Origin of the sequence: Nocardia acididurans, from assembly GCF_016741815.1 — a bacterium.
GTDB classification, from domain to species: Bacteria; Actinomycetota; Actinomycetes; order Mycobacteriales; family Mycobacteriaceae; genus Nocardia; species Nocardia acididurans.
Map to the genome: position 1 here is coordinate 197163 of NZ_JAERRJ010000006.1, position 26384 is coordinate 223546.

Annotated in this window: 23 protein-coding genes; 14 read left to right on the forward strand and 9 right to left on the reverse strand. The window is 68.9% G+C overall.

Annotated elements, in window-relative coordinates; all coding sequences use genetic code 11:
- The first annotated feature begins 105 nt into the window (after positions 1-105).
- Positions 106-1377, forward strand: a complete 1272-nt coding sequence (locus JK358_RS16830) for a hypothetical protein (RefSeq protein WP_201948644.1) — start codon at positions 106-108, stop codon at positions 1375-1377.
- A 210-nt stretch (positions 1378-1587) separates the two neighbouring features.
- Positions 1588-2304 (forward strand): DUF1906 domain-containing protein, encoded by a 717-nt coding sequence (locus JK358_RS16835; protein ID WP_201948645.1) that lies wholly within the window; start codon positions 1588-1590, stop codon positions 2302-2304.
- A gap of 201 nt (positions 2305-2505) precedes the next feature.
- Here JK358_RS16835 and JK358_RS16840 read toward each other — a convergent pair whose 3' ends face one another.
- On the reverse strand, positions 2506-2865 hold the full coding sequence (locus JK358_RS16840; RefSeq protein ID WP_201948646.1) for a hypothetical protein: 360 nt from the start codon (positions 2863-2865) through the stop codon (positions 2506-2508).
- Between the two features lie 144 nt (positions 2866-3009).
- On the reverse strand, positions 3010-3771 hold the full coding sequence (locus JK358_RS16845) for an Rv1157c family protein (protein ID WP_232851405.1): 762 nt from the start codon (positions 3769-3771) through the stop codon (positions 3010-3012).
- A gap of 283 nt (positions 3772-4054) precedes the next feature.
- Between JK358_RS16845 and JK358_RS16850 the strand changes: the two genes are divergently transcribed.
- Complete coding sequence (locus JK358_RS16850; protein ID WP_201948923.1) at positions 4055-5359, forward strand: mannosyltransferase; 1305 nt, start codon at positions 4055-4057, stop codon at positions 5357-5359.
- On the opposite strand, the gene JK358_RS16855 is transcribed toward JK358_RS16850, so the two are convergent.
- Both JK358_RS16855 and JK358_RS16860 read right to left on the reverse strand, forming a co-directional pair.
- On the reverse strand, positions 5271-5561 hold the full coding sequence (locus JK358_RS16855; RefSeq protein WP_201948648.1) for a 4a-hydroxytetrahydrobiopterin dehydratase: 291 nt from the start codon (positions 5559-5561) through the stop codon (positions 5271-5273). The two genes, JK358_RS16850 and JK358_RS16855, sit on opposite strands and share 89 nt — an antisense overlap.
- Before the next feature lie 11 nt (positions 5562-5572).
- Positions 5573-5749, reverse strand: coding sequence for a hypothetical protein (locus tag JK358_RS16860; protein ID WP_201948649.1), 177 nt, complete (start codon positions 5747-5749; stop codon positions 5573-5575).
- Positions 5750-5900: 151 nt separating this feature from the next.
- Here JK358_RS16860 and typA point away from each other — a divergent pair, with 151 nt between their 5' ends.
- From typA to mshB, 3 genes are all read left to right on the forward strand, one after another.
- On the forward strand, positions 5901-7796 hold the full coding sequence (gene typA / locus JK358_RS16865; RefSeq protein WP_201948650.1) for a translational GTPase TypA: 1896 nt from the start codon (positions 5901-5903) through the stop codon (positions 7794-7796).
- Positions 7797-8048: 252 nt separating this feature from the next.
- Entirely contained in the window at positions 8049-9764 is a 1716-nt protein-coding gene (locus JK358_RS16870; RefSeq protein WP_201948924.1) for an ABC transporter family substrate-binding protein, read from the forward strand.
- Entirely contained in the window at positions 9761-10648 is an 888-nt protein-coding gene (gene mshB, locus JK358_RS16875; RefSeq protein ID WP_201948651.1) for an N-acetyl-1-D-myo-inositol-2-amino-2-deoxy-alpha-D-glucopyranoside deacetylase, read from the forward strand. Before JK358_RS16870 ends, mshB begins: the two co-directional genes overlap by 4 nt.
- Positions 10649-10712: 64 nt before the next feature.
- On the opposite strand, the gene JK358_RS16880 is transcribed toward mshB, so the two are convergent.
- On the reverse strand, positions 10713-11063 hold the full coding sequence (locus JK358_RS16880) for a DUF1330 domain-containing protein (protein ID WP_201948652.1): 351 nt from the start codon (positions 11061-11063) through the stop codon (positions 10713-10715).
- Between the two features lie 73 nt (positions 11064-11136).
- Between JK358_RS16880 and JK358_RS16885 the strand changes: the two genes are divergently transcribed.
- The 6 genes from JK358_RS16885 (at position 11137) to JK358_RS16910 (ending at position 16956) form a co-directional block, all read left to right on the forward strand.
- Complete coding sequence (locus tag JK358_RS16885) at positions 11137-11310, forward strand: hypothetical protein (protein WP_201948653.1); 174 nt, start codon at positions 11137-11139, stop codon at positions 11308-11310.
- Positions 11307-11801 (forward strand): hypothetical protein, encoded by a 495-nt coding sequence (locus JK358_RS16890; protein ID WP_201948654.1) that lies wholly within the window; start codon positions 11307-11309, stop codon positions 11799-11801. The genes JK358_RS16885 and JK358_RS16890 overlap by 4 nt, the downstream gene beginning before the upstream one ends.
- Before the next feature lie 109 nt (positions 11802-11910).
- The gene (locus JK358_RS16895) at positions 11911-13209 is read left to right on the forward strand and encodes an FAD-binding oxidoreductase (protein WP_201948655.1); all 1299 of its coding nucleotides are present in this window, start codon (positions 11911-11913) and stop codon (positions 13207-13209) included.
- A gap of 238 nt (positions 13210-13447) precedes the next feature.
- Positions 13448-16063, forward strand: coding sequence for a sensor histidine kinase (locus JK358_RS16900; RefSeq protein ID WP_307817568.1), 2616 nt, complete (start codon positions 13448-13450; stop codon positions 16061-16063).
- Complete coding sequence (locus JK358_RS16905) at positions 16060-16464, forward strand: roadblock/LC7 domain-containing protein (RefSeq protein WP_201948656.1); 405 nt, start codon at positions 16060-16062, stop codon at positions 16462-16464. The genes JK358_RS16900 and JK358_RS16905 overlap by 4 nt, the downstream gene beginning before the upstream one ends.
- 123 nt (positions 16465-16587) lie before the next feature.
- On the forward strand, positions 16588-16956 hold the full coding sequence (locus JK358_RS16910) for a DUF742 domain-containing protein (RefSeq protein WP_201948657.1): 369 nt from the start codon (positions 16588-16590) through the stop codon (positions 16954-16956).
- Between the two features lie 2 nt (positions 16957-16958).
- Here JK358_RS16910 and JK358_RS16915 read toward each other — a convergent pair whose 3' ends face one another.
- On the reverse strand, positions 16959-18893 hold the full coding sequence (locus JK358_RS16915) for a GMC family oxidoreductase N-terminal domain-containing protein (protein ID WP_201948658.1): 1935 nt from the start codon (positions 18891-18893) through the stop codon (positions 16959-16961).
- A gap of 243 nt (positions 18894-19136) precedes the next feature.
- Here JK358_RS16915 and JK358_RS16920 point away from each other — a divergent pair, with 243 nt between their 5' ends.
- On the forward strand, positions 19137-19607 hold the full coding sequence (locus JK358_RS16920; protein ID WP_201948659.1) for a carboxymuconolactone decarboxylase family protein: 471 nt from the start codon (positions 19137-19139) through the stop codon (positions 19605-19607).
- 33 nt (positions 19608-19640) lie between these two features.
- Here the strand turns inward: JK358_RS16920 and JK358_RS16925 are convergent, their stop codons facing one another.
- The 3 genes from JK358_RS16925 to JK358_RS16935 all read right to left on the reverse strand — a co-directional run bounded on the left by JK358_RS16925 (position 19641) and on the right by JK358_RS16935 (position 23418).
- Positions 19641-21356 (reverse strand): PH domain-containing protein, encoded by a 1716-nt coding sequence (locus JK358_RS16925; protein WP_201948660.1) that lies wholly within the window; start codon positions 21354-21356, stop codon positions 19641-19643.
- A complete protein-coding gene (locus JK358_RS16930) occupies positions 21353-21859 on the reverse strand; it encodes a PH domain-containing protein (RefSeq protein ID WP_201948661.1) in 507 nt (168 codons plus the stop codon). Before JK358_RS16930 ends, JK358_RS16925 begins: the two co-directional genes overlap by 4 nt.
- 77 nt (positions 21860-21936) lie before the next feature.
- Entirely contained in the window at positions 21937-23418 is a 1482-nt protein-coding gene (locus JK358_RS16935; RefSeq protein WP_307817570.1) for a hypothetical protein, read from the reverse strand.
- Positions 23419-23749: 331 nt separating this feature from the next.
- On the opposite strand from JK358_RS16935, the gene JK358_RS16940 reads away from it, so the two are divergent.
- Positions 23750-26359 carry a bifunctional FO biosynthesis protein CofGH gene (locus tag JK358_RS16940; RefSeq protein ID WP_201948662.1) on the forward strand — a complete coding sequence of 870 codons (2610 nt, stop codon included), beginning with the start codon at positions 23750-23752 and terminating at the stop codon, positions 26357-26359.
- Positions 26360-26384: the final 25 nt, after the last annotated feature.

The window sequence follows — 26384 nt, forward strand, 5'->3', positions numbered from 1 at the left end:
GCCTACGATGGTTGGCGGCGGTGCCCGGCAGCATCGCCGATCGGTCCCTGTCCTGCTGCCCCCTCATCGGCAGGACAGGGATCCCCGCCCGACGAAAGTAGCTGGATGACGCCGTCCGACGAACCGATCTGGATCGATTACGCCGAATTCGGCGAACGTTTCGTGGCGGCGGCGGTGACGGAATCCCGGATCGAGTCGGCGGTTTCCGGTATGGCCGGGCGCGGCATGACCATCGGACCATTCGGCATCGGCCCGGCCGGCCTCGCGCGATTCCACGCCAAGGGCAGTATCGGCAAACCCACCGTCATCCGGCGCGGTCCCCATGTCCACTTCGATGTGATGCTCCCGGTGAAACTCCGGGTGGACGTGCATCTGGGCGGCCAGCGACTGCGCTTGGAAGCCGTCGTCGAAATCGATCTGAGCCTGCACGCGCGCACCGCCGACCCGCTGCTCATCATCATCGACATTCCACCGGTGACCACCCGCGACGTCAGTTTCGTCATGCGCGCGCAAGCCATCGGATCGGCCTGGGAACTACTGCTCGACCCCATTGCGAAATTGGTGCAGCGCGAAGTCGCCAACCGCATCAACGGCATTCTCGCCGATCCGGATTCGCGGCGCGGCCGCATCTTCGACGTGGAAGCCATTCTCAACGGCTCCAAGTCCCCGTATCAGGGCGGACCGGACCACGAGTGGATCGGCTACGACGAATTCGGGCACCGCTTCTTCGAACGCGTGGTGACCGTCGACCGGGTGCGCGAGGTCGTCGAGGGCATGGCGGGCAAACCCATCGAGGTGGGGCCCATGCGCACCGGGCCGGGTAACAAGGCACAGGTCGCCGTGCAGGGATCGGTGCGCGTCCCGCGGGTCAGCCCGGCCGGGCGCGGCGTCGAATCCCGGCCGCCCGCAGGCACTTCCGAGCCCGCCCCGGCACAGCGGATCGCCGAGATCCGGCCGATCGGCGCCGCCGAGGCCGGGACGGCCGAGCCCGCGGCCACCGACGATGCCGCGATCACCGCCGGGTCCCCGGCCGACTCCGCGCTGGTGGCCTTCGATCTGGTCGTGCCGGTGTCGCTGGACATCACCGTGGACGTGCTCAAGACCAATCATTTCGAGGCCGAGGTACTGGTGCCGGTCTCGCTCACCGCCCGCGCCGCCGACCCGCTGAGCATCGTCATCGACGCCGTGCCGCCCGCGCCGGAGGACATCGAGCTGGAGATGAAGGCGCACGGCTGGCGGGCCACCGCACTCGGCAAGGTGGCCGGGATGCGCAAGCAGATCGCCCTGCAGGTGGCCGGTGTGGTGCGCAAGGAACTGGCCGATCCCGCCGGTCGGACCATCGATGTCGCGGCCCGGTTGAGCGGCACCCGCGTCTGATTCCGCACGGTTGATCGGGTGCGCACTCATGGGACGTGTGAGACACGTGTGTTCCATGAGCCTGGCGATCCCCATGTGAATGTGGTGAAATGAGTGCGCGTTCAGGGCCCCCGGCGCACAGATGATGATCTTGCTCGTCGTCATCGGGGAAGGTGCGCCGGGCACGCCTTTTGCTGGACATCACCGATGTATGTGCGAAGGAGTGGCCCGATGCGTATTCCTCGACGACTGTTCCTCACCGGCGCGGCCGCCGTGGCCACCGGAGTCACCGCCGGAATCGGCCTTCCCGCACCGAAAGCCGCCGCCCGCCAGGAGTTGGGCACCCTGCTCGACTACGCCGGCGGCGTTCCCTCCGCGCACGCCATCCTCGCCGAAGGGCATATGGGCGTCATCCGCTACGTGTCCGACCGCAGGCCGGGCGCGGAATGGATGGCGGGAAAACCCTTGCAGGCCGGGGAGGTCGACGCCCTGCGCGCGGCCGGTCTGAGCGTCGTGTCCTGCTACCAGTTCGGCAAGGCCGAGACCGCCGACTGGCGTGGCGGACTGGAAGCCGGGCTGCGGCACGCGGCCCGCGGGCTGGTGTTGCACAAGGCGGCGGGCGGTCCCGACACCGCGCCCATCTACGCCTCCATCGACGACAAGCCCAGTCAGCACGAATTCGAGACCATGATCGCGCCGTACCTGCGCGGATGGGAGACGGTGCTGGGACGTGACCGCGTCGGCGTCTACGCGAATACCCCCACGATCGACTGGATCCAGGGAGCGGGCCTGTGTTCCTACTTCTGGCAACACAATTGGGGCACCCCGAAGGGCTACGTCCACCCCTCCGCCCACCTGCACCAGTTCGAGATCGACAAGCGCAGCGTGGACGGCATCGGGGTCGACGTGAACTCGGTGCTCGCGGCCGACTACGGCCAGTGGTGGTGAGAACCCACTCTGGGATCTCGTGTGTTGCTGCCTGCGGCAGCAACACACAGAGGGGAAGAATGTCAGCGCTGGCTCTGCGGCGTTAGGTCTGCGGCGCTGGCTCTGCGGGGTTGGGTCTGCGGCGCTGGCTCTGCGGGGTTGGGTCTGCGGCGCTGGCTCTGCGGGGTTGGGTCCGCAGCGCTGGTTCCGCGGCCTGCGGCGTTAGGTTTGGCAGTGGCAGGTTGGGTCGTTGACCAGATCCGGTTCGTCGGCGACGACGCGCAGGATGCGGCGGGGGTCGCGTTCCTCGCCGGGTTCGTGGAAGGCGTCGCGGTCTCCGGTCCAGGAGAAGGCCGACCAGCGCGACAGGCCCGAGAAGGCGGAGCCGAGGCTGCCGAAGGAGGCCATCGAGATGATCGAGCCGAAGCTGCCCGCGGAGCCGATGGACAGGACCGAGCCGACGCTGCCGATGGACAGGATCGAATAGGCCGACCCGATCGACAGGATGGACCCTTCCGAGCGGATCGAGAGGATCGATCGGCGGGATTTCAAGCCTTGCCCGGGAGATTTCACAGTGGCCATAGAAGCCGGTCTACCACAGCGTTCGGGGGATCGAGTTGATTTGCGCGCCATGGATACCGGTTTCACCCCTATCCATCCCCTAAACGAACGATCCCCGGCTCGATGCGAGCCGGGGATCGTGTGGTTCGGAGCCGAACCCGTCGCTCACGCGACCGTGAAGAAGCCCACGGTCGGCAGGAACGAGCAGGTGCGCGGCTGCGACTCGGCGTCGGCCTGAGTCGTCAGCGAGCCGGACACGATCGCCACCACGCGGCCCGCGCCGGTGTTGACGATGGCCGACAGGGTGGCCGGGCCGTCCGGGTTGATCTTGGCCTCGTCGGTCAGGTTCTGGATGCCGGTGGCGCGGGTGTCCAGGTTCAGCCACTGCACGGTCATCGGCGGGGTCTGTACCTCGGTGGGCTTCTTGGTGCCCAGCGCGGTGAAGACGAAGCCGGTCTGACCCGAGCTCGGTCCGGGCGGCGGCAGCTGGGCCGGGCCGGGAACGGCGAGCGCGGTACCGACCGAGTCGGCGGTGGCGCTGATGCAGCCCTTGCCGATGGTCGGCCACAGGAACTGCGAGATGACCGGGCCGTCCTCGGGGATGTCGGGGCCGCCGCCACCGCTGCCGTCGAGGAAGGTGATGATCCGGTTGAGCGTGTCCTTGAGCGACTGCGGCAGATTCGCGGTCGCCAGGATCGCCCGAGCCTGATCGAGGATGGCCTGCTGCGGTCCGCCCGCGGCGATGTTCGCCGGGCCGGCGGCAGCGCCGATGATGGCCGGGACGAGCGAGGACAGCGCCTCGACCGGAACGCCCTCGGGGATCATCGGAATGGACTGAGACGCATCGGTCTGAACAGGTGCCGGGGCGGCATGTGCGGCGGTCGGCACGGCAACGGTGGCGCAGGCCGCAAGGGCCAGCGCGGACATTGCGAACCGCGATCCTCGGGTGCGAAGCACTGGTGTAGCCGTCCTTACCTCGGGTACATCTGCTGCGATGGGGCACATCGCTCCGCGTCACTCTAGGGACCGGGCTGCCCTGTTGTACAGCCACGGTGTGATCTTGGGTAACGAGATCGGTTCAGGCTATCGAACAGCCGACCAATTCAGGTGTTACGGATGTGGTCGGTGATGCAAATGTTACAGCGAAGTGTGAGGCTCACACGGGCTCTTCCGCGTGTCCGATTAATCTTGTCGAAACCAGCACGCCCCGATCACCCACCGGAAACCGGCCCAGACCCCGTCTCCCGACCCGAAAGCCCGCGCCGTGAATCGACACTTCCGCTTGGCCTTGGCGGCTCTCGGCCTTTCGGTGCTGGCCCGCATGCTGTGGATGCTGTGCACGGCCAACGGCATGAATCTGGTCGACCTACACGTGTACGTGGACGGGTCCGCGGATCTGCTCAGCGGGCATCTCTACGACTTCACCTATGCGGAGAAGACCCCGGATTTCCCGCTGCCGTTCACCTATCCGCCATTCGCGGCGGTGGTGTTCTATCCGCTGCACTTCCTGCCCTTCACGCTGGTGGCCGTGCTGTGGCTGCTGGCCATCGCGGCCGCGCTGTACGGGATCGTGTGGATCGCGCTCGAGCTCATCCTCGGGAAAGCGGCGCTGCGCGACCCGAAGTGGCGCACGGCGGCGGTGGCGTGGACGGCCGCGGGCCTGTGGATGGAACCGGTGCGCACGACCATGGACTACGGCCAGGTCAATGTGTTCCTGGTGCTGGGCGCGATGCTGGCGGTGCGCAGTGCGCGGTGGTGGATCTCGGGCACGCTGGTGGGCGTGATCGCGGGCATCAAGCTGACCCCGGCCATCACCGGTCTCTACTTCCTGACGCAGCGGCGCTGGCTCACGGCGTTCTGGTCGGGTGTGGTGTTCCTGGGCACGGTGGGGCTCAGCTATTTGATCGCACCCGTGGAGTACGAGCGGTACTTCAAGCATCTGCTGGGTGACGCCAGTCGCATCGGGCCGGTCGGTTCGGTGTGGAATCAGTCGCTGCGCGGCACCCTCAGCCGCATCCTCGGCTACGACGTGCAGTCCGGCGCGATCTGGATCGCGGGCGTGCTGGTCTGCTTCGCGCTGGCCGTACTGGCCTGGCGCGCACTGGAACCCGGCGACCGCCTCGGCGCGCTGCTGATCGTGCAGCTGTTCGGCCTGATGGTCTCGCCGATCTCCTGGTCGCATCATTTCGTCTGGCTGCTGCCGACCGTGCTGTGGCTGCTCTACGGTCCGCTGCGACAGGCGGCGGGCGCGCGGATCCTCGCCGGGTACTGGTTGGTCAACACCCTGATCGGCATCCCGTGGGTGCTGTCCTTCGCGCAGCCCACCATCTGGGAGATCTCGCGCCCCGGCATCTACGCCTGGCTGGGCGCGGTGGATGTGGCCGGGGTGCTGGCGATGTTGCTGTGGGTGATCTGGAACGGTCGCCTCAGGCTTGCTGGGCTTGCCGGTCGATTTCGTGGGCCAGCGCGACATCCAGCGCCGTCAGACCACCCGCGGAGTGCGTCGACAGCGTGAAAGTGACTCGCCGCCAACGGATGTCGATATCGGGATGATGATTGGCGGCCTCGGCCGCGGCGGCCACCCGGCGGACCAGCTCCACGCCGGACAGGAAGGACGGGGCCTCCACGGTGCGGGCGATGCTGTCACCGGTGCGGGTCCACTCGGGCAGTTCGGTGAGGGCCTTGGCGATGTCGTCTTCGGACAGGAGTGCGGTCATGCCTCCAGTGTTCACGCCGCGCGCGCCGCTTTGAGGCCCTTCTTGAGATCCTTGCCACAGACGCCCTGGGCTTCGAGCTTCTTCATCCGCATGATGACGACTGGGCATTTGAGGCACCGCGTCTTCTTGCGGCAGCACTTTTTCTTCGGCTTCAACGCCGAAACGTGCTTCGCTTTCACCTTGCCCATGTTGGTTAGCTTAACCTAACTCGTGGTCGCTAAACCTGTGAGTTACGACCCCCGGTAACCTATAGGTCGCCGCATGCCCGGTGGAGTTCGCTGTGCCCCTATGCATGACCCCGGGTCGGCCCCAATCTTTTCGCAGCAGGAGGAAACAAACGTGTCGTCTGTCGAGTTCCGTAACGTCGCCATCGTGGCGCACGTCGACCACGGCAAGACAACACTGGTCGACGCGATGCTGCGGCAGTCCGGTGTGTTCGGCGAGCGCGCCGAAGTCGTGGATCGGGTCATGGACTCCGGTGATCTGGAGCGCGAGAAGGGCATCACCATTCTCGCCAAGAACACCGCGGTGCATCGGCAGAACGCCGATGGTTCCGTGACCGTCATCAACGTGATCGACACCCCGGGCCACGCCGACTTCGGTGGTGAGGTCGAGCGCGGCCTGTCCATGGTCGACGGTGTCGTGCTGCTGGTCGACGCCTCCGAGGGCCCGCTGCCCCAGACCCGCTTCGTGCTGCGCAAGGCCCTCGCGGCCTCGCTGCCGGTGATCCTGGTGGTCAACAAGACCGACCGTCCCGACGCGCGCATCGAAGAGGTCGTCGAGGAGTCGCACGACCTGCTGCTGGACCTCGCCTCCGATCTGGACGACGAAGCCTCCGAGGCCGCCGAGCTGGCCCTCGACCTGCCGGTGCTCTACGCCTCCGGCCGTGCGGGCGTCGCCTCCACCAAGCGCCCCGAGAACGGCACCGTGCCGGACGCGGAGAACCTCGACGAGCTGTTCGAGGTCCTGATGAAGTACGTGCCCGCGCCCAAGGGCGACGCCACCAAGCCGCTGCAGGCGCACGTCACCAACCTCGACGCCTCGCCGTTCCTCGGCCGTATCGGCCTGGTGCGCATCCACAACGGCACGCTGCGCAAGGGTCAGAACGTGGCGTGGATGACGGCCGAGGGCACCAAGACCGTCAAGATCACCGAGCTGCTCAAGACCATCGGCGTCGAGCGTCAGCCGGGTGAAGAGGCCGTGGCCGGTGACATCGTCGCTATCGCGGGCATCCCGGAGATCATGATCGGCGACACCATCGCCGATCCGGAGAACCCGGTCGCGCTGCCGCGCATCACCGTCGACGAGCCCGCCATCTCGGTGACCATCGGCACCAACACCTCGCCGCTGGTCGGCCGGGTGTCGGGCCACAAGCTGACCGCGCGCATGGTCAAGGACCGGCTCGACAAGGAACTGGTCGGCAACGTGTCGCTGCGCGTGCTCGACATCGGCCGCCCGGACGCCTGGGAGGTGCAGGGCCGTGGTGAGCTCGCGCTGGCCATCCTGGTCGAGCAGATGCGCCGCGAGGGCTTCGAGCTGACCGTCGGCAAGCCGCAGGTGGTCACCAGGACCGTCGACGGCAAGGTGCACGAGCCCTTCGAAGAGCTCACCATCGACTGCCCGGACGAGTACCTCGGCGCCGTGACCCAGCTGCTGGCCGCCCGCAAGGGCAAGATGGTCCAGATGAGCAACCACTCCGCCGGGTGGGTGCGCATGGAGTTCATCGTGCCGTCGCGCGGCCTCATCGGCTTCCGCACCGACTTCCTCACCGAGACCCGCGGCACCGGTATCGCCAATGCCGTGTTCGACGGGTACGCGCCGTGGGCCGGCGAGATCCGCGCCCGCCACACCGGCTCGCTGGTCTCCGACCGCAACGGCTCGGTCACCCCGTTCGCCATGATCCAGCTGGCCGACCGCGGTCAGTTCTTCGTGGAGCCGGGCGCCGACACCTACGAGGGTCACGTGGTGGGCATCAACCCGCGCGCCGAGGACCTCGACATCAACGTCACCCGCGAGAAGAAGCTGACCAATATGCGGTCCGCCACCGGTGACGTGCTCGAGACCCTGGCCAAGCCGCTGCAGCTGGATCTCGAAGGGGCCATGGAGTTCTGCGCCGCGGACGAGTGCGTGGAGGTCACCCCGGAGATCGTGCGCGTGCGCAAGGTCGTGCTCGGCGCGACCGAGCGTCAGCGCGAAGCCTCACGCCGCAAGGCCCGCGACCGCGCCGTGCAGTAATTTCTGCCTCCGCTTCGCTCCGGCGGGTTCGCGGCCCTGTTACCCCGGTCTTCCCTCCTCCGCTCCTCCGCTTCGCTCCCCCGCTCCGTCAGTCCAGACCGGGGCGGGCCGCGAACTGGGGGCGGGGCCGGAAGGGGGGCCGATGAACTGCGCGGTGTGCCGCTGGGGCGGCGTCGGTCGGTTGATCCAGTAGAGTGCCGAGACGTGAGAACGGGGGCCGGTGTGCGCGCATCGTGGCGCGCGGTGTTGATCATGGTGGCGACCCTCGTGACGGTCGCGACCGGCTGCACCGCGAATCCACCACCGCCCATCGAAAGCACCGACAGCCCGAAGACGACTGCCGCCAAACCCGGCAAGAACTCTGTGGTCGTCGCTGTCGACGACATCGGGATCGGGTTCAATCCGCATCTGCGGTCGCAGCTTTCGCCCGCGACGGCCGCGGTCGCCGCGATGGTGCTGCCGAGTCCGTTCCGGCCGTCGCCGAGTCCGACCGTGCCGGGCGCGACGGACTGGATCCTGGATCCGGCCATGATGGTGTCGGCGGATGTGACGGCGCAGGAGCCGTTCACCATCACCTATCAGATTCGCAACGAGGCGTCCTGGTCCGATGGCGCGCCCGTGGCCGCCGAGGACTTCCGGTACCTGTGGCAGCAGATGATCACGCAGCCCGGGACCGTGGATCCGGCCGGGTACCGGATGATCTCGGATATCACCTCCTCGGCGGGCGGTAAGACCGTGACCGTCACCATGAACGGCGAGTATCCGGCCTGGCGGCAGCTGTTCACCGATCTGGTGCCCTCGCATCTGGTGAAGGACGCCGGATTCGAGCAGGGGCTCATCGACACCATCCGGATCTCGGGCGGGCAGTTCAAGATCAAGCAGACCGATCGCGGCCGCGAGGAGATCCTGCTCGAGCGCAATGACCGCTACTGGGGCAAACCCGCTGTGCCGGACCAGATCCTGATGCGGCGCGGCGGCACCTACGCGCAGGTCGCCGAATCGCTGCGGGTCGGGGACGCGCAGATGGCGCTGGTGCACGGCGGGGTCGCGCTGCAGGCGCAGCTGGCGGCCATCCCGTCGGTGCGCACCGCCGTCATGGCGCAGTCGCGGGAGATGCAGCTGGTGCTCAACGGCCGCGCCGGTGATCTGGCCGATGTGCGGGTGCGCCGGGCGGTCATGGCGCTGCTGGATCCGGTGCTGCTGGCCACCGTCGGCGCGCAGACCGGCAGTTGGGTGGAACCCGTTCGCGCCCAGGTGCTTTCGCCCTCGGACCCGGGGTACGCGCCCACCGCGCCGGCCCGGCCGAGCCTGGAGGAGGCGTACGCGCTGCTGGCCGAGGCCGGATTCGGCCGTGCGCCCGAGGAACCCGGCAGCGGCTCACCGACTTCGCCCGCGCCGCAACCGCGTTCGATCGCCAAGAACGGCAGGTCGCTGACCGTGCGGATCGGCGTGGTGGACGGCGACGACTCCTCGGCGGCGGTCGCCAATACCGCGGCCGACCAATTGCGCAGCGCCGGAATCGATGTCATGGTGCGCAGCGTCGCGGCGGCCGAGCTGTACGGCAAGGATCTGACCGACACCGGGGTGGACGCGATCGTCGGCTGGGAGGCCACCGGGATCGACCCGGCCACCGTCCTCGCCTCGCGGTTCAGCTGCCCGCCGGTGGAAACGCCCGGCAACGACGGGAATTCGGCGGCGGTGGAGGCGGCCAAGACCGCGCCGTCCAACCTGTCCGGCGTCTGCGATCCCGCGCTGCAGCCCGCCATCGACGCGGCCTTGCGCGGCATCGACTCCGCCAAGATCATCGCCGAGCTCGAGCCCAAGCTGTGGGAGATGTGGACGGTGCTGCCCATCGTGCAGGACACCCAGGTCGCCGCGGCCGGTCCGCGCGTGGACGGGGCCTCGCTCAACGGCGCCATCCAGGTCGGCATCTTCGGTGACGCCGCGAACTGGCGGCGGCTGCCGTGAGCGGTGCCGACACGGGCGGCCTGCTGCTGGTGCACGCGCACCCCGACGACGAATCCATCACCACCGGCGGCACCATCGCCCACTATCGCAGGCGCGGCATCCCGGTGACGGTCGTGACCTGCACCCTCGGTGAGGAGGGTGAGGTCATCGGCGACGACTGGGCCCACCTGGTCGCCGACGAGGCCGACCAGCTCGGCGGCTACCGCATCCTCGAATTGACCAGGGCCCTGGCCGAATTGGATGCCGCACCGCCGCGCTTCCTCGGCGGCGCGGGCCGCTGGCGCGACTCCGGCATGGCCGGGACCCCGTCGGCGCGCAATCCCCGCGCCTTCGTGAATTCCGGTGACGCGGCGGTGGACGCGCTGACGCAGGTGATCCTCGAACTGCGGCCCCGCGTGGTGGTCGGCTACGACCCGCGCGGCGGCTACGGCCACCCGGACCATATTCGCGCGCACGAAATCACCATGGCGGCCATCGATTCCGCGGCCGAGTGGGGCTGGGACGTGTCCAAGGCGTACTGGACCGTCACCGACGGCGCGGTGCTGGGCATGCATACCGAGGCGTTGAAGCGGCGCACCGTCGACCAGCTCCCGGGGGCGCTCCCTGCCGGTTGGCGACTACCGCACGACGGCGAATTGGCCTGTGTCCCCACTGAATCCGTCACCACGACGGTGGATGTGGCGGATGTGCTGGGGGCCAAGCGCGCCGCCCTGCGCGCCCACGCCACCCAGGTGACCGTGGCCCCGTCGGGCCGAGAGTTCGCGCTCTCCAACGACATCGCGCAGCCGGTGCTGCCCGAGGAGCATTTCGTGCTGGTTCGCGGGCAGCGCGGCCCGTCGGGACCGGACGGCCGCGAGCACGACCTCTTCGCGGGCCTGGCCTGAGTTTCCCCGTCGGTACCGTGCCTGGCCCGAGTCTTCCTGCCGGGATGACGAGGGTGCGGGAGTCCTAGCCGTGGTACACGGTCTCGGCGCGCAGTTTCGCCGCGCGTTCGGCCGGGTCGTACTCCGGTACGACGCCCTCGATGAGCAGCAGGTCGCCGTCGATGTGGTCGGTGCGCAGGTGGATGATCGCCTGGTAGGCGTCCGAGCGGTACCACTCGCGGGCGGCCGTCATATCCGGGAACTCGATGAGCACCATGCTGCCCGGCCACTCGCCCTCCACGACTTCGGTGGGCGGGCCGTGGATCACGAAGTGACCCTGGAAGGGGTCGAGGGTGGCCTGGACGCGTTCGATGTACTCCAGGATCTCCGGGTGGGGGCGACGGCTGCGGAGATGGGCGAAACCGTAGGCGGGCATGGTCGGACCGTAGCCCCGCGCGATTGCCCGGTCGATTACCTCGCGGGTAACGCCGGGATGAGAGACTGGCCGCATGGGTAACTCGCCGGGCTACAACTGGGACCTGCAGAACGCCATCGCGGCGTTCGTGGAGAGCCAGCGGCCGAACTTCCAGGCGCAGCACGAACTGTATCTGCACGGGCTGTACGCGTTCGTGGATATGCAGAGCCACCTGCTGACCCTCCTCGGTTTCCCGCCGGTGCCGTGACGGCGGCCGTGAACGCCCCGGCCGGCGACGCCGAGGCGCGGGAGCGTGGGGGACGCGATTGGCTGCCGGTGATCGGCGTACTGCTCGTGCTGGACGCGCTGATCACGCTGGTGCTCGAGGTGCTGTTCCTGCCCATCTATCTCGGCCGCGGGACGATGGCCGCGGCCGCGGGCCCGCTGACCGCCGCGCCGCTGGCCGCCTCGCCCGCCGCGGGCGCGATCCCGGTGCCGGTGACCGCCCTGGTGGCGGCGGTGGTGAACGTGCTGCTGGTGGCCGGGATGAGTACGGTGTCGCGGCGCGTCTCGATCATGGTGCTGCCGTTGACGGCGTGGACCATCGGCTTCCTGCTGCTGGCCGGTGCCGGGCCGGGCGGTGACGTGCTGATGATCAGTGATTGGCCGACCATGCTGCTGTTCCTGTGCGGCCTGGTGCCCGCCGGGCTGTACCTGTATTGGAAGGTGACCTCCAACCCGGGGCAGCGCCTGCGCTGATCCGATGTCACACTCGGCGTCCCCGCGTCGTCTATCTACTGAACCGAGCCGCTCCGGCATCGCGCCGGGGCGGTTTTTCATCGATACCCAGAGAAGACGAGGGACGACAATGACTTTCGAAGATCTGCGCGAGACCGTCCGCGGCCGGGTCCTGGTGCCGGGGGAGGCCGAGTTCGAGCAGGCGGCGCGGCCGTGGAACACCGCGATCGCCCAGCCCGTGGCCGCCGTGGTCGAGGCCGCCGACGCCGCGGATGTGGCCGCGGTCGTACGGTTCGCGCGGGCGGCCGGGCGATCGGTGGTGACCCAGCCGACCGGGCACAGCCCCACCGGTGACATCGAATCCGCCATCCTGCTGCGCACCGGCGCGCTGAACGGCATCGAGATCGATCCGCGGGCGCGGCGGGCGCGGGTGGGCGCGGGCGTGCAGTGGGGGCAGGTGCAGCGGGCCGCCGCCGAGCACGGCCTGACCGGGCTCGCGGGCAGCAATCCCGTTGTGGGCGTTACCGGTTACACCCTCGGTGGTGGACTCGGCTGGTTCGGGCGCAAGCACGGGTGGGCGTCGGATGCGGTGCGCGCCTTCGACATCGTGACCGCCGACGGTGAACCCGCGCATATCACCCTGGACAGTGATGCCGAGCTGTTCTGGGCATTGTGCGGCGGCGGCGGCGATTTCGGCGTGGTGACCGCCATCGAGTTCGAGCTGTTCGAGGTGCCGGGCCTGTACGGCGGCCGCACCATGTGGCCGGGCGCGCGGGCCGCCGAGGTCTGGGAGGCGTTCCGCGAGTTGACCGCCGCGGCTCCCGACGAGCTGTCGGTGTGGTTCCACCGGTTCCAGTTCCCGGACGCGCCCGAGATGGTGGCCATCGATATCGCCTACCTCGGTGATCCGGAGGAAGGCCGGAAGCTGGTGTCGGCCATCGATCGGCTCGGCGCTGCGGTCGTGGACAAGCGCGCGGTCATGTCGGTGGCCGATCTCGGCGACATCACCGCCGAGCCCACCGATCCGAGCCCGTCGCTGTCCCGGGCCGAGCTGCTCACCGATCTGGACGACGAGACGGTGAAAGTGCTTCTGGGCGAACAGGTCGCGCCGCTGGTGAACATTCAGGTCCGGCATCTGGGCGGTGCGCTGGCGCGGCCGGGCGCGGGCGCGCGGGGTCCGGTGCACGCGCAGTATGTGGTGTACCTGCTGGGGTTGGGCCTGCCGCAGCTGCGGGATGCGGTGGCGGCCAAGCTGTCCGGCTTCGTGTCCGCGCTCGGCGCGCATGCGGGTGGCGCGAAGCCCTACACCTTCCTGGCGCCCGGTGAGTCGGCGGCCGCGGCCTTCGAGGCGGCGACGCTGGAACGGCTGCGTGAGATCAAGCAGGCGCGGGATCCGCAGCGGGTGATTCGCGCGAACTATCCAATCTAATCCATCCCGCGCACTGGGACGGGAGATTGCGGAATCGAATGGAACCATTCTGAATTCGCGATCTTTCCGTTACCCTGCCCGAGGAGGAAGTGTGACGCGTATCGCCTGATTCGGCGGCGTGGCATGGGCAGGGCGCCACGGCGTTCGGAGCGGAAGATTCACTGTGGGTAGCTGGCGTAGCCTGCGCAAATCTCTTGGCACGAAGCTCTATTCGAGCGGTTCGAGCGTTCGCGGCCGAGTGGGCGTGCGGGTCCGCCTGCTGTCGATGGTGCTGATCTCCAGCGTGACGCTGCTGGTCATCGGCGGCGGCGCGGCCGTGTACCTGGTGCAGAACGCGCGCGAATCCAAACAGTGGGCCGAATTGGCCAGCAGCACCACCGGTCCGGCCATTCTCATGGTGTCGGCGTTCGAGGAGGAGCGGCGACTGTCGCTGCTGCATCTGGCCGGTGATCCGGATACCACGCTGAGCCTGGCGGCGGCGCGGACACAGTCGGACGCGGCGCTGGCAGCCGTCATCGCCAAGGGCGATGCGGCGCGCGAACTCAATCCGGACGGGTCCGCCGACGATATCGAGAGCTATAACAAGCTGTTCAGCATGGTGCCCACCCTGCGGGCCGGGGTGGATTCGCATCAGATGCCGCCGGATCAGGTGTTCGGATTCTTCACGCAGGTGATCGGAACCATCATCTCCGCGTCCATGCTGGCGGCGCGGGTCGCGCCGGACGCCCGGATCGCCATCGAATTGGGTTATGCCGTCGAGCAATTGCGGGCGGCGGAGGCGCTGTCGCAGGCCGATACGCTCGGGGCGGTCGGAGTCACCACGGGTGAGATGTCGGCGGCGCAGTTGCTCGAGATCGGGCGGCTGGTGGGCGAATTCCGCGGTGAGGTGGCCTATTCCGCCACCGTGCTGCGGGGCGTGCGGCTGGAGCAGCTGCAGGCCATCACCGAGGGCGCCGCCTGGCAGCAGGTGACGGCCATGCAGGACGCGATCCTGACGCGTGGGCCGGTCAGCGCCGACACCGCGGACAGCACAGCCGGATCCACCGGGAGCACGTCCCGCACCACCGAGAAGAAGACGACGACCGCGGTGCTGCCCGTCGGCCTGGCCGAATGGCAGGAGGCGTCCAAGCAGGTGAACGCGGCGTTGCAGAAGCTCTGGGAGGATCAGAGCCGCGACGCGCACGTGACCGCGCGGGAACAGGGTGCGGAGGCCACCCGCAATGCGAGCCTCGGCGGGGCGGCGGTGCTGCTGATCGCCGCGCTGGCCTTCGTGGCGGCGCTGGTCATCGCCAACCGATTCATCGCCCGCATGCGCCGATTGCGCCGTGACACACTGGAATTGGCCGATCACCGGATGCCGGAGATGATCCGGCGGCTCGGTGCGGGCGGGGAGCCCGATGCCGCCGCCGAGGCACTGGACTTCGGCAGTGACGAACTCGGGCAGGTGGCCGACGCGTTCAACCGCGCCCATGTCGCCGCGGTGTCCGCGGCGGTCGCGGAGGCGAAGACGCGGGCGGGCGTCAACGCGGTGTTCCTCAATATCGCGCATCGCAGCCAGGTGGTCGTGCATCGGCAGCTGGGGCTGCTGGATCGGGCCGAGCGCGAGGAGCGCAACGCCGATCAGCTCGAATTGCTGTTCCAGCTCGATCATCTCGCGACCCGGGCCCGCCGCAATGCCGAGAACCTGATCATTCTCGGCGGGGAGCAGCCGGGACGCCGTTGGCGCAATCCCGTACTGCTGCTGGAACTCGCGCGCGGCGCTATCGCGGAAAGCCTGGACTACACCAGGATTCACCTCGGACGGCTGCCCGAACTGCGGATCTCCAGTCATGCGGTCGCCGATGTGATCCACCTGCTCTCCGAGCTCATCGACAATGCGACCGCGTGTTCGCCGCCGGACTCGCAGGTCACCGTCTCCGGGGTGATCGTGGGACGCGGTGTGGCCGTGGAGATCACCGATCAGGGCCTCGGCATGACGGAGGCGGAATTCGCCGAACGCAATGCCATGCTGGCCGACCCGCCGGACTTCAGCGTCGCCACGCTGCCCGGCGGTTCCCGGCTCGGACTCTTCGTGGTCGCGAAACTGGCTGCCCGGCACGGCATCTCGGTGAAACTGGCGGAATCGGAGTACGGCGGCGTGCGTGCGGTGGTGCTCATTCCGGCCGTGCTCACGACGACGGAGGATCCGGTCGAGGTGCTCGCGGACACGGTGCAGCCCGTCGAGGGATTTCCCGGGCGGCAGGAGATGCCGTCCGAGGGTATGACGGCCGTACCCGACGTGGAGTTGCCCGCCGCCCGTCGTGACGCGCTGCGCGCACTCGCGGCCCAGCATCCGAATGCCCTGCGCTCGGAGCGATTCCGCGAATTGCGCGCGGCCTTGCCGAACAGCATCGCGGCAGAGCGGAGTGCGGCGGAGCCGGGGGCGCTCGAGGCCCCCCGGTTGCGGGAGTCGCCTCGTGCCAACGAGATCCCACCCGGTGTCGAGGCTTCGCGAGCGGCCCGGCTGCCCCGCGCGAACGAAGCGTCCATCGGGAACGAGCCGGACAACCCGCCGGCCGATCCGGTTCCGACGCTGCCGCGCAATCCGGGTGAGCGGCCCGCGCTGCCACGCCGCAGTCGGCAGTCGGCCGCGGCCGCGGCTGCGGCTGCGGCTGCGGGTGCGGGTGTGCCCGCCGCCTCGCCCGCGAACCCCGCCGTCTCGAATGCGGCTGTGCCGGTGGCGGAGTCACCCGCTCCAGGTATCGGGCGGCCGCGGCGGACCGCCGATGAGGCGCGCAATCTCATGAGTGCGATCGCGAAGGGAACCCGGCAGGGCAGGTTGACGCCTCCGGAATCCGAGAGGGGACCACAATGACCGCATTTCAGCGTATCGACCTGGGCTGGCTGCTCGACGAACTGGTCAACGGGCTGCGCGATGCCCGGTCGGCGGTGCTGCTGTCCACCGACGGGCTGCTGCTCGGATATTCGACCGGGCAGGGGCGCGACGAGGCGGAGCGGTTCGGGGCCATGGCTTCCGCGCTGCACAGTCTGGCCCGCAGTGCCGGATCACATTTCCGGGCGGGCGGGGTGTGCCAGACCGTGGTCGAGCTGGACGAGGCGGTGCTGTTCATCACCGCGGCGGGGGAGAACGCCTGCCTGGCGCTGGTGGCCGCGGGGACCGCCGATATGGGGCTGGTGGCCTACGAGATGAATCAGACGGTGCAGCGGGTGGGCACGCACCTGTCGGTGGATGCGCGCAACCCGCAACGGGCATGAGTGGTCGAGCGCGGTGCGGAGCCACGGAGCGCTCCGCACCTGCCCACGGGGATACAGCATGAGTGATCGAGCGCGGAGGCGGGCAACCGCGGTTCGCTCCGCATATGCCCACGGGGACACGGCATGAGCGATTCGCGCGAGCACTGGTACGAGGACGAGGCGGGGCCGCTGGTCCGGCTCTATGCGGTGGCGCGCGGGCGGCCGGATCGGGCTGATCTGGATGTCGCCACGCAGGTGGTGGACACCCAGCGCGGACTTGGCTTGAACCGCAACGAACCCGAGTACGCCGCCATCGTCTCCCTGTGTGTCACACCGATTTCGGTGGCGGAGCTGTCGGCGCATCTGCGACTGCCGCTGACCATGACGAAGGTGCTCGTCGGTGATCTGATCGACGACGGCCGGTTGACGTTCCGGGCGAGTCCCGCCGCCGCGCACAGCACCTCCGACACGGGGGTGCTGCGCGCGGTCCTGGAAGGTATCCGCGCGCTCTGAACTCAGACCAGCTGTGCCGCCAGGCGTTTGGCGTTCATGTAGGCGATGGCCTCGATGGTCACCATGGGGTTCACCCCGGGCGCGGTCGGGAAGCTGGAGCCGTCGGCGACCACGATGTTGGCCACATCCCAGGTGACGCCGTCGGGGTTGGTGGCGGACAGTTCCGGCGAGCCGCCCATGCGGGCCGAACCCATGATGTGCAGCGCGCCCATCGAGCACCGGCCCGGACCGTAGCCCGCCTGCCGGCACGCGGCCTCGAACTCGGCGTGCGATCCGCGCACACCCGGCTCGTAGGACACTCCGGCCTGATGTCCGGAGAAGATGCGGCGCGCGCCCGCGGCTTCGAGAATCTGTGCCGCACCGGCGATTCCGGTGTGCAGGTGGTTGGCGTCGTAGTCCGACAGCGTGTACTTCACGATCGGCTCACCCTTGCCGTCGACGGTGACGGTGCCGGAGTCCCGGTCGCGGGTGATCACGCCGACGGCATTGGAGCGCGCGAAATCCCGCATGGTGCGCTGGAATTCGGCGGCCCCGCGCCACGCCATGAACCCGGTGCCCAGTCCCGGATGGGTGGGTCCGGTCTCGTAGATGACGCCGTAGCCCTTACCGTCCAGATCGGCGTGGTGGCGGCTGATGCGCGCCTGCAGTGCGCCCTCCCACGGCCGGATCTCCTCGTCGAAGACGCCGAAAACCGCTGCGGCCGGATGCAATCGCAGGTGGCGGCCGATATTCTTGTTGCGCAGGCCGGACCGGCGCAGCAGCGCGGGCGTCTGGATCGCCCCGGCCGCCACCACCACGGCGCGGGCCCGCACGGTGATCTCGGCTCCGTTCGAGGTGCGCGCCGACACCGTTTCCGCGCGGCCGTTCCGCACCTCGATGCGCCGCACGTTCGCGTCCACCACCAGGCGGGCCCCGTGTCCGGCGGCGTCGGCCAGCCAGGTCTTGGTCACCGACTGTTTGGCGCCGACGCGGCAGCCGTAACCGCAACGCCCGCATTCGATTCCGGCGTCGCAGGCATCGGTGACATTGCGCGGCAGCGCGTCCACGTCCCAGCCGAGCGCCTGGGCGCCGCGTTCCAGCACGCTGTCGCGCGGGGACAGCGGCGAGCGGCTGTCGGTGATATTGATCCGTTTGGACACGGCCGCCAGCGCGTCGCCGAATTCCGCTGTGGCGAACTGGGGTACGCCGAGTTCGGCCCATTCCTGGCGGACGCCGTCGGGCGTCGGCAGGGAGGTGCTCCAGTTGACGACGGTGCCGCCGCCCAGGCAGGTGCCCGCCACCAGGTTCATCTGACCTTCGGCGGAGGCGGCCGGGCCGGGTGCGTAGAGGGTGGTCAGTCCCTCCAGCTCGCCCTTGCCGAAATCCTTGTCGTCGTAGTACTCACCGCGTTCCAGCACGATCACGTCGAGTCCGGCCTCGGCGAGCACGGCCGCCGCCGCGCCGCCACCCGCGCCCGAGCCGATGATGACGACATCGCAGGTGAGCGTGGTGTTCTCGGTGAACCGCAGCGGCGACAGCGCGGGCTGCGCGGCTCCCGGCAGCGGTCCGACCGGCGCGGGATACCCGATCCGTTCCCACAGCGGATTCGATCCGTCCGCGTCCGGCGTGACGTTGTAGGCAAGCAGCGCAGCGCCTTTCAGCGCCTGGAAGATCGCCCGCACCGGGGCGAGGCCCGAATCGCCCATCCGCAGCAGCGCGGCCTCCCGCTGCTCCTGCGACAGTGTCGAGAACCTGCGCAACCCATTCCCGGTGAGCAGCCCCGTGACCCGCGAATCCCACAGTCCCAGCAGCATTCCCAGCTGCTTGACCTCCGCCTCCCGCGGATTGCGCCCCAGGATCCGGAAGATCGTGTCGACCGCCCCGAGCTCGCTCGATCCGGGGACGAACGTATCGCAGATCATCCCCAGTGCGGCCCGCTGCCCGGCCGTTGCCTCCATGCCGATTCCACCCTTCGTAGCACTCGGTGATTTCTACCACAGGAATCTGAATCGCCGCTCACTATCAACACGATTCAGCTGCTGAAAGTCTGCGAATCGAAAACGAATCGGCAATCACATAAGACCCCTTCACGAGTGTCGTTGACCGATGTGACCGCCCTCACAGTCAACCCCGTGTCACACCCGGCGTCGCCGCGTCGTCATTCCGGTGTAGCAGTCAGAACCGAGTGAAAAGAGAGTCCGATGACCGCCCGTTTCAACACCTTCGCCAACCCCGTCTCCAGCAAGTACATCAAGCGCTTCACCACCGCCAGCCGCGTGGTCGACGAGTCCACCCTCCCGAAGGCCACCCAGGAACTGGTGAAAATCCGTGCCTCCCAGATCAACAGCTGCGGCATGTGCCTCGATATGCACACCAAGGACGCCGCCCACGCCGGTGAAACCCCCGTCCGCCTCGCCATGATCGCCGCCTGGCGCGAATCCACCGTCTTCACCGACGCCGAACGCGCCGCCCTGGCCCTCACCGAGGAGGGCACCCGCCTCGCCGACGCGAACCCCGGCATCTCCGAGAACACCTGGTCCGAGGTCCGCAAGCACTACGACGACGACCAGATCGGCGCGCTCATCTCCCTCGTCGCCACCATCAACGCCTGGAACCGCCTCAACGTCATCGCCGGCCTGACCGGCGGCGACTACGTCCCCGGCCAGTGGTGAGAACCGTTCAGGCGTGGGCAGCGCCGGTCGTGATCAGCGCCGCCCGAGCTGTCCCGGCGTCACGGCTTCGATGAGCGCCCAGGCCTGGCCGACGGGGATGTCGATTATGTTGTAGTGCTTCTTGCCCGCCGCCGAGGCGGCGACCACGGTGGCCACGCCGCCGCGCCGCTGGAAGAAGCTCTGCCGGACGGTCCAGCCGATGATGCCGGGCGCTTCCAGGCAGTCGCGGTCGCGGTCGAGGGAGCCGCTGCGGGTGACCAGCCAGGTGGGGCCGTCGGTGTCGGCGGGGATGACGGCGTGGCCGAGGCCCTGGTACCGGTCCCAGGCCAGCGCCACCGCGAGCGGGACGGTGAACAGCAGCACGATCCAGACCCAGGCCGGAATATGTACTCCCGCAAGGGATGCCGCGAGCAGTGCGGCGAAGAGGACGCCGACCGGGCCGAGCGTCCGGGTGAACCGGCGGCGCAGGGCGACCGGGCCGTGCGCGGTGAGTTCGGCGGCGATCGGGCGCGGGGCCGTCTCGGCGACATCGGACCGGGTGACCGCCACGCCGGGCACGGAATCGGGGACCGCCGCACCCGGCTCGGAATCGGCTGCCGCACCGGGCTTTCCGCCGCCGCGATTGTTCAGCAGATGCGCGAGGGTCCGGTTCACGGCCGAGCGGGGAGCCTGCGGCAGGATCTTCTGCCGCGGATCGGTGCCGGTCATGATGGCTTCGAGTTCGCCCGCGCCCGCGAGGCGCAGCAGCAGCGGTTCGTTCACGGTCGCGCCGCGCAGCCGGGCCAGGTCGAGGGTGACCTGGCGGGTGGTGAACAGGCCGTGCCGGATGTGCAGGGTCTTGCCGTCGTCGAGCACCTGCAGCGCGTGGTAGGTGGCGAGGTAGCGGGCGCAGGCGGCGAGGCTGACGATCACGATGAGGGCGATGATCGCGACGACCACCGTGGCGGCGATGAAGATCGCGCCGCGATGGCTGACGCCCTGTACCGCACTGGAATCGAAGATGACCTCGGCGACCCCGTACTGGAACGCCAGGCCGACGATGGGGGCGATGATGGCGAATCCGGTCAGGGACAGTGGCGCGTAGCGCACCCATTCCTGTTTCCAGTGTGCGATCTCGACAGGTTCGTGTGCGCGAGCGCGGGTTTCGATCCCGCCGGCGGATCCCGCGTCGAGGTCCGATCCCGGTGCCGTTCCGGCGAGGTCTTCGCCGGCTCCCGGCTGTTCGCTCATCCGCTGTGCCGCAGCCGCTTCGGCGGTGTGCGCGAGCAGCGCGGTGCGCAGATCCGGTACCAGTGCGGCGTCGAGGGAGTCGAGTTTGAACTGGTCCCCGCGATCGGCCTGCTGCCCGGTGCCGATGGACAGGACCGCCAATCCGAGCGCCCGGTGCAGCAGATCGGCTTCCACATCCACCGACCGCACCCGGTTGCGCGGGATCGAAAGCCTTTTGCGCTGAATCAATCCCGTGCGCAGTTCCACATTGTCGGCGGTGATCCGGTAGGTGGTGGTGAACCAGCGGGTGAGCGCCACCAGCACGATGGCCGCCACCACCGCGAGGCTCCACATGTGGTTGTCGCTGCGCGCCCCCGCGATCAGCGAGAACAGCAGCACCGGAATGAATCTCACGAGTTCGGTGACCGGATGCACCAGCAGCATGCGCCGATCCAGCCGCTGCCAGCCGTCCGCGCCGGCGGGCCGCGGTGCCGGAATCGTCTCGGGCACGGCGGGATCGGGTGTGGCGGGCTGGCTCATGTGGCGTCTCCGCGGTGCCGGGCCGCGATCGCGGTGAGCTGGGTGACGGTGGTCTGGGCGTCCTCGAGTGCGAGCGCGCTGATGTGCACGGCCCCCGCCGAGGAGGCCGTGGTCACGGTGACGGTGGCCAGTCCCAGCAGCCGTTCCAGCGGCCCCCGGTAGGTGTCCACGGTCTGCACCCGGGTGATCGGGGCGACCCGGCTCTCCTGGGTGAGCCACCCGGTGCGGGTGTACACCGCCTCGTCGGTGATCTCCCACCGATGCACCGCGTACCGCCACAGCGGAATCACCACGATGCTGAAAACCGCTGCCGCCAGGACGATTCCGAGCACGACCCCCTGCAGTGCGCGGCGGTTCGTGTCGAAGGCCATCCACACGGCCACACCGACGACCGGGATCACCCAGGACAGTGCCGAGCTCACCGCCCACAGCAGTTTCGCGCGGGGGCTGGGCCGCCTGGCCGGATCGGCCATGATGCCGCCGGGAGTGCTGGGCTCGGACATGCCTGCCATGCTTGCACGATTTCGGACGCCCGTGCGGTACAACCCGGCACTGCCCGCCCGGAGGCGGGCGAGATCACTCAGCGCGGCGTGATGCGGAACAGTCCGGTCATGGTGCCCTGGTACTGGACGCGTCCCGGTGCGATGGTGCCGACCATCTGCAGGGTGTCGTGGATGGGTGTGCCGCCCATGAACCGTTCCGATTCGATCCGGCCGGTGGCGGCGTCGATGACGGCGAGTTTGTAGGTGTCGGTCGGATTGCCCGCGCTGCCGGTGCCGAGTCCGGAGCCGCTGCTGCTGCCCGAGCTGCCGGTGCCCGCGGTGCCGGTGTCGAGGAGCGAGCGCCGGGTCACGGTGTAGATCTTGCCGTCGGCGACGGACAGGCGCGGTACGGCGGCCGAGGGCACCTGATTGGTCCACACCACCGTGCAGCCGGAGCCGGTCACGTCGATGCGGGTCATACCGCCGGTGAAGGTCGCGGACGCGGGCTGGCTCGGCCCGGCGTCGGCGGGCAGCTGCGGGTAGGGATAGCCGTAGGTGCTGGCCACGTACAGGCTGGACCCGGATCCGATGGGTGAGTTCTCGGTGCCGTCGACGGCGGGCGTGGCGCAGATCTGCCGCCCGGTCGCCGTCTCGAAGACCAGCAGGTTCTCCTTGGGCGCGGCATTGTCGGTGATGGCCACGTATTCGGTGCCGCTGCCGGGCCCGAAGAAGGTGGGCGTCGCGCCGGTGCCCCAGCTCAGCTGCCCGGGTTTGCGCGCGGGGCCGCGGTCGTAGGGCTGCCGCCACAGCACGCGCGGATTGCCGGCCCCGTCCACGCCGAGCTGGTACAGGGCGTGCGTGGTCGCGATGGAGACGCCTTCGGGCGCGGTGGAGATGCTGTTGGCCACGGTCTCCCCGGGGCCGAGCACGATCGACCGGGCCACCCCGTCGAGTCCGACGTATCCGGCCGCCGCATTGTCGGTGGCGAACCACACCCGCCCGTCGAAGTCCGGCATGACCGAGCTGACGGCGTCGCAGCCGTTGCCGCCGCAGTGCCCGGTAACCGCCTGCGTCACATCGACTTCGGAGTCGATGAACACCCGCCAGCCGCTGCCGCCGCGTTCGTGCTTGATGCGCAGCAGCTTTCCGCTGCCGTCGACGGTGACCATCCGGTCCTGGTCGTCGAGATAGGCGTACACGCCGCCGAGCAGACTGCCCTTGGTCAGGTCGAGTGCGGCGAGGGTGTCGCCGCTGTTCGGGTCGAGCAGCAGCACCTTCGGCGCCCGATCGATGATCTTCGTGCACAGCGCCTGCGGAAGCCCGTCCGCGCCTTGCAGAATCGTGGGGCAGGCGGCGGCCTGCTCGTGGAAGTCGGCGCGGATGTCGCCGGTGCCGGGTCCGGGGAACGGGGTGGCGTCGGAGGATTCGGCGTCGCCGTGCATGGTCGCCGTGCCCACCGGCCCGAGGTACGGGTTGGCCGGTGGCAGCGCCCCGGCGGAGGCGGGGGCGGTGGTCAGCGTCAGTAGTGCGGCGGTCACGGCGGCGGCCACGCCGGTGGCGCGGCCCAATCTCTCGAACACGGAAAACCCCGTTTCGTCGACCCCGGGCGACGGTGCCCGGAAGTACAGCAAATGAGCGTTAATACGAATATTCGTATCGTGCGATGCGAGTAATCGTGGCGGACACCTTAGAGGCGCAGGTCGCGGCTGACAAGGATGAGTCTCGAGAGGAATCGCACAGCGGGCTGAAGCGATGGTGACAACTGATTTCGCGCGATCCGGGTAACTCGCCGGGTACGGAGGAATCGGATCGGCTCTCAGCCGGTTGCACGCATGCATGACGGGTAACGGCACTCCGCGGGGCGCAGAAGTTCCGGGGAGGCGGAGGGAGCAACAGGCGGATGGATGGCGCATGATCGAGGACGTGACGGATCTACCGAACCCGAGCCTGCCCCCGAAAAGCGCCGTGCCGCCTTCCCCGTCGGGAATGCGCAGGGCGCTGCGGCGCGCGCGGGACGGCGCGACGCTCAATCTCGACGAAGCCGTGGTGCTGCTGCAGGCGCGCGGGGATGATCTGCTCGATCTGACCGCCTCCGCGGCACGTGTCCGTGACGCGGGGCTGCGCGAGGCCGGGTACACGGGCGAGACCCTGCCGATCACGTACTCGCGCAAGGTGTTCATTCCGCTCACGCACCTGTGCCGCGACAAGTGCCACTACTGCACCTTCGTGACCGTGCCCGGCAAGCTGCGCGCCCAGGGCAGGGGCATGTACCTCGAACCCGACGAGGTCCTCGACATCGCCCGCAAGGGCGCCGAATTGGGCTGTAAGGAAGCCCTTTTCACGCTCGGTGACCGCCCCGAGGAGCGCTGGCCCGAGGCCCGGCAGTGGCTCGACGAGCGCGGCTACGACTCCACCCTCGACTATGTGCGCGCCATGTCCATCCGCGTGCTCGAGGAAACCGGGCTGCTGCCGCACCTGAATCCGGGTGTCATGACCTGGGAGGAACTCTCCCGGCTCAAGCCCGTGGCCCCGTCCATGGGCATGATGCTGGAGACCACCTCCACCCGCCTGTTCACCGAACCCGGTCAGGCGCACTACGGCAGCCCGGACAAGGATCCGGCGGTGCGGCTGCGCGCGCTCACCGACGCCGGTCGGCTCTCGGTGCCGTTCACCACCGGCATCCTGGTCGGCATCGGCGAGGATCTCACCGAGCGCGCCGAATCCATTCTGGCGATCCGCAAGTCGCACAAGGCTTTCGGGCACGTGCAGGAGGTGATCGTGCAGAACTTCCTGGCCAAGCACGACACCGCCATGCGCAATACCCCCGACGCCGACCTGGAGGAGTTCCGCGCCACCATCGCCGTCGCGCGCCTGCTGCTCGGCCCGAAGATGCGCATCCAGGCCCCGCCCAATCTGGTGTCGCTCGACGAATGCCGCGCGCTCATCGACGCCGGCATCGACGACTGGGGCGGCGTCTCCCCGCTCACCCCCGATCACGTGAACCCCGAGCGCCCGTGGCCGAATCTCGAAGTGCTGGCGCAGGTTACGGCCGACGCGGGCTATGTGCTCACCGAAAGGCTCACGGCCCACCCGAAATACGTGCTGGCCGGGCATCCGTGGATCGACCCGCGCGTCTCCCGGCACGTGGCCGCGCTGGCGGATCCGCGGGGTCTGGCCCGCGAGGTGAACCCGACCGGCCTGCCGTGGCAGGAACCCGACCACGACTGGGAATCCGTCGGACGCGTCGACCTCAACACCGCCATCGACAGCGAGGGCCGGAACACGGTGTCCCGCAGCGATTCCGCGCTCACCGGTGACGGGCTGGGCGCGTTCGGGGACTGGGAGACCATTCGCGAGCAGGTCAACGAGCTCGCCGCCGCGGCCCCCGAGCGCTTCGACTCCGATGTGCTGTCGGCCCTGCGCGCCGCCGAGAAGGATCCGGCCGGCCTCACCGACGACCAGTACCTGGCCCTGGCCACCGCCGACGGCCCGGCCCTGGAGGCCATCGCCGCCTTCGCCGATCAGCTGCGCCGCGACACCAACGGTGACGAGGTCACCTACATCGTCAACCGGAACATCAACTTCACCAATATCTGCTACACCGGCTGCCGGTTCTGCGCCTTCGCCCAGCGCAAGGGCGACGCCGACGCCTTCACCCTGAGCACCGACGAGGTCGCCGACCGCGCCTGGGAGGCGTATGTCGAGGGCGCGACCGAGATCTGCATGCAGGGCGGCATCGACCCCGAACTCCCCGTGACCGGCTACGCGGACCTGGTGCGCGCCATCAAACAGCGCGTCCCGTCCATGCATGTGCACGCGTTCAGCCCCATGGAGGTCGTCAATGGGGCTTCTCGTGGCGGCCAATCCATCCATGACTGGCTGAGCGCCCTGAAAGAGGCCGGGCTGGACACGATTCCGGGCACCGCCGCCGAGATCCTCGACGACGAGGTCCGCTGGGTCCTCACCAAGGGCAAGCTACCCACCTCGGCCTGGATCGATGTCATCACCACCGCGCACAAACTCGGCATCCGCTCCAGTTCGACCATGATGTACGGGCACGTGGACAACCCGAAGCACTGGGTCGGGCACCTGCGGGTGCTGCGTGGAATCCAGGACGAGACAGGCGGTTTCACCGAATTCGTGCTGCTCCCGTTCGTGCACCAGAGTGCCCCGTTGTACCTGGCGGGAGCCTCGCGGCCGGGTCCGACCGTGCGTGACAACCGGGCCGCGCACGCCCTGGCCCGCATCATGCTGCACGGCCGCATTCACAATATTCAGACCAGCTGGGTGAAACTCGGCACCAAGGGAACCCAGTTGATGCTGAACGGCGGCGCCAACGACCTCGGTGGCACCCTGATGGAGGAAACCATCTCCCGCATGGCCGGTTCCGAACATGGATCGGCCAAAACAGTCGCCGAACTGACCGAGATCGCCACCGGAATCGGCCGCCCCGTCCGGCAGCGCACCACCACCTACGGGACCATTGAGCATCGCCCCACGGCATCGCTGCCGGTCGGCTAGGCTTCTCTGCCGAAGTTAGGGCAGG